Source organism: Vibrio fujianensis, assembly GCF_002749895.1.
GTDB lineage: Bacteria > Pseudomonadota > Gammaproteobacteria > Enterobacterales > Vibrionaceae > Vibrio > Vibrio fujianensis.
The window spans coordinates 267,048-274,013 of record NZ_NBUS01000041.1 but is presented as its reverse complement, the minus strand read 5'-3'; the positions used below and the strand labels follow the sequence as shown (position 1 = coordinate 274,013).

Here is a 6,966-nt window from a genome sequence, read left to right as displayed (position 1 = left end):
GTGTGTGTGACTCGCTGTTTGAGCTGGGCATTCCGGTGGCCGCGGCGGCCGATGGTCCGTCTGGGATTCGTATGGACAGTGGCCATCAAGCGACCCAAGTGCCGATTGGAACGCTGCTTGCCTGCACGTGGAACTCGGCGCTCAATCAGCAGTTGTATTATCTGGTTGGCCAAGAATTGCAAGCGTACCAAATCGATACGTTACTTGGCCCCGGCATCAATATTCATCGTCATCCACTCAATGGCCGTAATTTCGAATATTTCTCCGAAGATCCGTTATTAACCGGTTGGATCGCAGCGGCGCAAACCACAGGTTTAAAACAAGCGGGCGTTTCTGGCACCATCAAACACTTTGCGGCCAACGATCAAGAAACCGCACGCGTGGATGTGGACAGTGTGATGTCGCAGCGCGCGCTGCGTGAAATCCACATCAAGCCGTTTGAAATGGCGGTGAAGTATGGTCAGGCGTCCACCATCATGACTTCCTACAATCCGGTCAATGGCCATTGGGCAGCGTCCAATTATGATCTCAACACCACCATTTTGCGTGGTGAATGGGGCTACACCGGCATTGTGATGACCGACTGGTGGGCAAAAATGAATCACCCGGTTGACGGGGGCGACGAGAGTAAGTGTTTCACTGGCTATATGCTAAGAGCGCAAAATGATCTCTACATGGTGGTGGAAAACGACGCCGCCGAGCGCAACCCGATGGACGACGACACATTACAGGCGTTAGCGCAAGGTGAGTTGACGTTAGGCGAGTTGCAACGCAGCGCGATGAACATCTGCCGCTTTATTTTGCAAGCGCCTGTGATGCAAAGACCGCTGCAGGCGTATCAAGCGGTGAAGTCTTTTGCGCCGCTAGCGGGCAGATTGCCCGATGCCGTGCCGCTGTTGCCGGTAACGCAGCGCATGGTGGTGAACAGCGAAAATAATTGCGAACTCTGGGTTGAAGTTGCGCAAGCAGGGCGTTATCGCTGTTTTGCCGAAATGGCCTATGATTGCGAACCATTGGCGCAATCCTCTTGCAGTCTGAGCATCAATGGCGAATTTGCCATGTCGCTGCCTACCAATGGCACCGAGGGAAAAAACGTTGAAACTGAGGGCATCGCTATCCATTTGCAAGCGGGGATTTATCGAATCGATACCCAATTTGTGAAAAAAGGCGCAGTGTTGCAAACCTTACGCTTTGAGCGACAAGAGCAATAAGCACAGCCAGTTTGCACCCAATTTAACCATGAATGTTATGTATCTTTTTGGGCATCATGTGCACAATAAGATACATATTATTTTTCATTCAGACTGCTCTGCAACCTTTTTATTGAGCAGTTTTCCGTTTTTTCGACAATCGTTATTCATATTTAAGGTCAACAAGATGGCTAAAACCCAAAATATCAACCAGCGTATGTCTATCGTGACGCTCGCGTGGCCGATATTAGTGGAAATTTTGCTACGGACAGCACTCGGCACCAGTGATGTATTCATGCTCTCTGGTTATTCGGACAAAGCGGTTTCTGCGGTGGGGGTGATCACCCAACTGACGTTTTTCCTCATCATCATCTCTACTGTTGTCAGTAGCGGCACCGGGATTCTTATTGCACAATACAACGGTGCAGGGCGCGATCAAGATTCCTCCCACGTTGGGGTGGCGAGCATCGCGCTTTCCAGCATGATTGGGGTGATCCTCAGTGTGTTGGCGGTACTCGGTGCGATGCATCTGCTTCCTTACTACGGACTTGAAGCACAAGTCGAACAGTATGCGCAAGAATACCTGCTTATCAGCGGGGCGCTGACCTTTAACGTCACTATTGGTATTGTGTTTACCACCATTTTGCGCAGCCACGGTTATTCGCGCTCACCCATGACGGTTAACCTTATCAGTGGCGTGCTGAACGTTATGGGGAACTACATTGCACTCTATCAGCCGTTTGGTTTGCCCGTATATGGTGTACAAGGGGTAGCGATTGCGACGGTGGTGAGCCAAGTGATCGGCACGACGATTTTAGGCGTGCTGCTGTGGCGTAGCGCCATCGACTTGCCGATGCGTTCCCTTGCACAAGTGCCCAACGCGGTCTATAAGCGAATCCTCAAAATCGGCGGCATGAACGCAGGGGAAGTGCTTTCGTACAATATGGCGCAGATTACCATCGTCTATTTTGTGGTGCAAATGGGTACTTCGTCTCTTGCGGCGTTTACCTACGCGCAAAACATCGCGCGTTTCTCTTTTGCGTTTGCCTTAGCCATTGGCCAAGCAACGCAAATTCAAACTGGTTACTACATCGGTAAAGGTTGGGTAGAAAGTATCCTCAAACGGGTACAACTCTACTTTCTCGTGGGGTTTACCACCTCCGTTACCGCTGCCAGTCTGATTTATTTTTTCCGCGATTCCATCTTAACGTTATTTACGCAGAATCCAGAAGTTTTGCGACTTACGGGGGCTTTAGTGATGGGATCCATCCTGCTTGAAGCTGGGCGAGTGTTTAACTTGATTTTTATCTCTGCATTGAAAGGAGCTGGGGACATCCAATTCCCGGTGCAAATGGGCATTTTGAGTATGTGGGGCTTAGGCGTGGTGTTTTCGTATCTACTCGGTATTCACTGGGGTTATGGCGTATTCGGTGCTTGGATGGCGATAGCGTTGGATGAATGGGTTCGCGGAATTATCATGGGTATACGTTGGCGCTCAGCGGTTTGGGCTAAATATCAATTACTTTAACCTGTCAACAGACTCTAGAAAGTGTTGAGTGGCATCAAATAAGATTTGTTCATCACTTTCTTAAAATAAATCTTAGATGTCGCTCTCACCTGAGCCACATCAAGGGTTTTGTGACCGAGATCGCTATAATGCCTGACCCAATGAAATGAAAAAGAGTCAGTCGTTTGTTTTTCCCAAAAGAACAGTTTGAGTTATTAGCCCCTGGCGGGGATTTGGATTCAATTAAAGCCGCAATAGTAGCCGGAGCTGATGCTATTTATTGTGGTTTGGAAAGGTTTAACGCCCGCAACCGAGCGACCAATATCACGTTAGATATCTTGGATAGCGTTTTAACGCTGGCACATCAACACCAGTGTAAAATTTTTATCACCATAAATATTGTGCTGTTGGAAAATGAAATTCCTTCTGTTATCCGCTTACTTCAACAGTTAGCTGGGTCAGATGTGGATGGGGTGATCGTACAGGATCTGGGGTTAGCATACATAATTAAGCATTATTTCCCTGAGTTGGATATGCATGCCTCAACTCAAATGAATACGCATAACGAAGGTCAAATGTTACTTTTGAGTCAACTGGGTAGCAGCCGTGTAAACCTCTCACGTGAGCTGAACATCGATGAAATTACCCATCTGGCTCAATTGGGCCGTCAGCATAATGTAATGACGGAAGTCTTTGTACATGGCTCGTACTGCATTGGTTTTTCTGGTTTGTGCTATTTCAGCTCTGAACGCAGTGGCGCTTCTGGCAACCGAGGTCGATGCAGCCAACCCTGCCGAGATCAATATCAAACGACATCCGTTGGAAAAAACTATCCGCTTAACTTAAAAGATAACTCGGCATACACCGATATTGCCGCTTTAGCCAAAGCTGGAGTGTATTCTTTAAAAGTCGAAGGGCGGATCAAAAAGCCACATTATGTTTATACAGTAGTGGATAACTGGCGTAAGCAGATTGACCAATTTTGTGAAACAGGGACGATTCGGCAAGATATGACAGAGCTATACCATGTCTTTAACCGTGATTTCACCAATGGCTATTTACAAGGTGATATACATCGTGACATGTATATAGATAACCCAAGAAACCATGCCGCCACGCACTTCTCCACCATTTATCAATGTCGTAACCTTGATGAAGTTAAACAGGTTAAGCAGCGCCTGTATGACAAGACCACTGAAATTATCGATAAGGTTGAAACGCTTACTCGAACGATGCCGATTGAACCTAAAGCTCGCCGTAGTTTAAAAGGTAACAGCAGAAGAGGTGATATTTCGATACCAAAACAGGCGAATAGTGATATCACCACGCCACCTCAATTATCGGTGTTGATTTCTGATTCTAGCGATTTGGAGCTTATGAACTCATGCAGCGATGTCTCTTTTTTCTATCAGCTTCCAGATGCACTGAACTATCAACTTGAAGCGATGATCGCGTTGTTTAACCATCACCCCACATTGATTCCATTTTTTCCTGCGGTGCTGATTGGTGAGCATTATCAAGCCGCCATCGAATTACTCCGAAGGATCAACCCCGATTTGCTGGTAACCGATAATCTGGGCGTTGCTCATATTGCGCAAACTTTAGGAATCAACTGGGTTGCGGGGCCACAACTTAACATCACCAACTCCTTCGCTCTGCAATGTATACAGCAGGAATTAAAAGGCGTTGGAGCTTTCATTTCCGATGAAATTAATGCTCTACAAATGAGAAAGATTGTTCGGCCACAAGGCGTTAGGCTCTTTTATACCCTCTATCATCCGATACATTTAATGACCAGTCGCCAATGCTTTTTTATGTCAACGGTTGGGTGTAAGAAACCGCGCATGAACAAAGGTTGCATGATGCGTTGTGAAAAAACCGCTTCGATTATCTCGTTAAAAGAGAGGCCTTATGTCATTCATAAACAGAAGGGGAGCCATAACCGTTTGTACAGTGATGTCAATTGCCTTAATCTCGCAGTTTTAGAGGATTTACCATCGTTGTACACCGATTTCATGATCGACTTGCGTCACATTCCTACCCAAACTCAAATTCAGATGGACAAGAAATCACTTATCGAACAATTTAAACGCGCCTTACAAGGTGATCTTACCGCTAAAGAAATGCTATTGACGCAAATTCAAGGCACCACAAACAAGCAGTACCAAAAAGGCTTATAACGGCACATTGGTTACTGAAAAGGAAAGTCCATCGACAAACTCAGGTGATATTTGTCACAAAAACTGTTAGTATCGCCCCCACTTTTTGAAAGGTTGGTTTTTGCCAACCTTTTGCTTTTACCATCCAACAACTTGGAATTCTCTGTGTTAACGACTGCAAACATCACCATGCAATTTGGCGATAAGCCATTATTTGAAAATATCTCGATTAAATTTGGTAATGGTAACCGTTATGGCCTGATTGGTGCTAACGGTTGTGGTAAATCCACCTTTATGAAAATCCTCAGCGGTGAGCTGGAGCCTTCTGCGGGGTCTGTCTCGACTGACCCGAATGAACGTATGGCTAAATTAGGGCAGGATCAATTTGCGTTCGAGGAATTTACCGTGGTGGATACCGTCATCATGGGCCATAAAGAGTTGTGGAAAGTAAAAGAAGAGCGCGATCGCATTTACGCCCTACCGGAGATGACCGATGAAGATGGTATGCGAGTGGGCGATCTTGAAACCGAATTTGCGGAGATGGACGGCTATTCTGCTGAAGCTCGTGCAGGAGAACTTCTGCTCGGTTTGGGGATACCCGAAGCGCAACATTTTGGTTTGATGAGTGAAATTGCTCCGGGTTTGAAGCTTCGAGTCCTACTGGCGCAAGTGCTGTTTGCTGAGCCTGAAATTATGTTGCTTGATGAACCGACCAACAACTTGGACATGCATACCATTGCTTGGTTAGAACAAACCTTGCTGGCGCGTAACTGTACCATGATCATCATCTCGCACGACCGTCATTTCTTGAACACCGTCTGTACTCATATGGCGGATCTTGATTATGGTGAATTACGCTTGTTCCACGGTAACTATGATGAATATATGATTGCCGCAGAACAAGCGCGTGAGCGTTTACATGCTGATAACGCGAAGAAAAAAGCACAAATGGCTGAATTACAAACATTTGTAAGCCGATTTTCTGCCAATGCCTCAAAAGCAAAACAGGCAACATCTCGTCAGAAACAGCTGGATAAAATTCAGCTTGAAGAAGTAAAACCTTCGAGCCGTCAATCTCCATTTATCCGTTTTGATCAGAAGAAAGAGTTATTCCGTAACGCATTAGAAGTTGAAGGTCTTAAACAAGGGTATGGCGACAACATCTTGTTTAATAACGTAAACTTAATGGTAGAAGTGGGTGAGCGCATTGCTATCATTGGTGAAAACGGGATCGGTAAGTCAACCATGCTCAATACTCTTGCTGGGGTAATGGAGCCAATGGCTGGCATGATCAAGTGGTCTGAAAATCATAACATCGGTTTTTATGCACAGGATCATGCGCATGATTTTAGCCAAGAGATGACCTTGCTTGACTGGATGAGCCAATGGAAAAACGAAGGGGAAGATGAACAAACCGTACGCGGCATTTTGGGGCGTATGCTCTTTTCACAAAATGACATTAAAAAATCGGTAAAAGTCATTTCCGGTGGTGAACAGGGCCGCATGCTGTTTGGTAAGCTTATTATGCAAAAACCCAACATTTTACTGATGGACGAGCCAACCAACCACATGGATATGGAATCAATCGAAGCGTTGAACTTAGCGTTAGAGAACTATAAAGGCACTTTGCTGTTCGTATCTCACGATCGCCAATTTGTTTCTTCTATCGCCACACGCATTATTGAGATCACCAAACAAGGCGTCAACGATTTCCACGGCACCTATGATGAATATCTGGCTAAACAAGGTTTAACGGGCTAATTTTTCGTTCAACCATATAATGTTTATAAGCCATCGCGTTATGTGATGGCTTTTTTATCATAATTGGGTAGCGTTGAAACTCTAAAACAAAAATTGGTTACTTAATAACAAAAAAGCTAAATGAGTTGGAGGGTTTTATATTGAGGAAACTCTTTCTTATGCCCCCGATTGAGTGAGAAATGATTATTTTTGAGAAATAAAAGTGATTTTGTTCATATATTGATCAAAATTCACATTCTATATTGAATGATCATTGATAGAAAACGATTGCTTTACCATTTGATTGGCTTTTTTGTTTTTTTATTGTTTTTTATTTGTTTTTAATTTGATCTTTTGCCCTTCATTTTTT

General features: G+C 45.1%; 4 protein-coding genes. All 4 read left to right on the top strand.

Features of this window, described 5'->3' with window-relative positions:
• On the top strand, window positions 1-1,211 hold a 1,211-nt coding region (locus tag B7C60_RS18525; protein ID WP_281251674.1), incomplete at its 5' end, for a glycoside hydrolase family 3 protein.
• Between the two features lie 166 nt (window positions 1,212-1,377).
• Window positions 1,378-2,718, top strand: a complete 1,341-nt coding sequence (locus tag B7C60_RS08455; RefSeq protein ID WP_099611267.1) for an MATE family efflux transporter — start codon at window positions 1,378-1,380, stop codon at window positions 2,716-2,718.
• Between the two features lie 164 nt (window positions 2,719-2,882).
• Window positions 2,883-4,877, top strand: a complete 1,995-nt coding sequence (locus B7C60_RS08450; RefSeq protein ID WP_099611266.1) for a peptidase U32 family protein — start codon at window positions 2,883-2,885, stop codon at window positions 4,875-4,877.
• A gap of 144 nt (window positions 4,878-5,021) precedes the next feature.
• On the top strand, window positions 5,022-6,617 hold the full coding sequence (locus B7C60_RS08445) for an ABC-F family ATPase (RefSeq protein WP_099611265.1): 1,596 nt from the start codon (window positions 5,022-5,024) through the stop codon (window positions 6,615-6,617).
• Window positions 6,618-6,966: the final 349 nt, after the last annotated feature.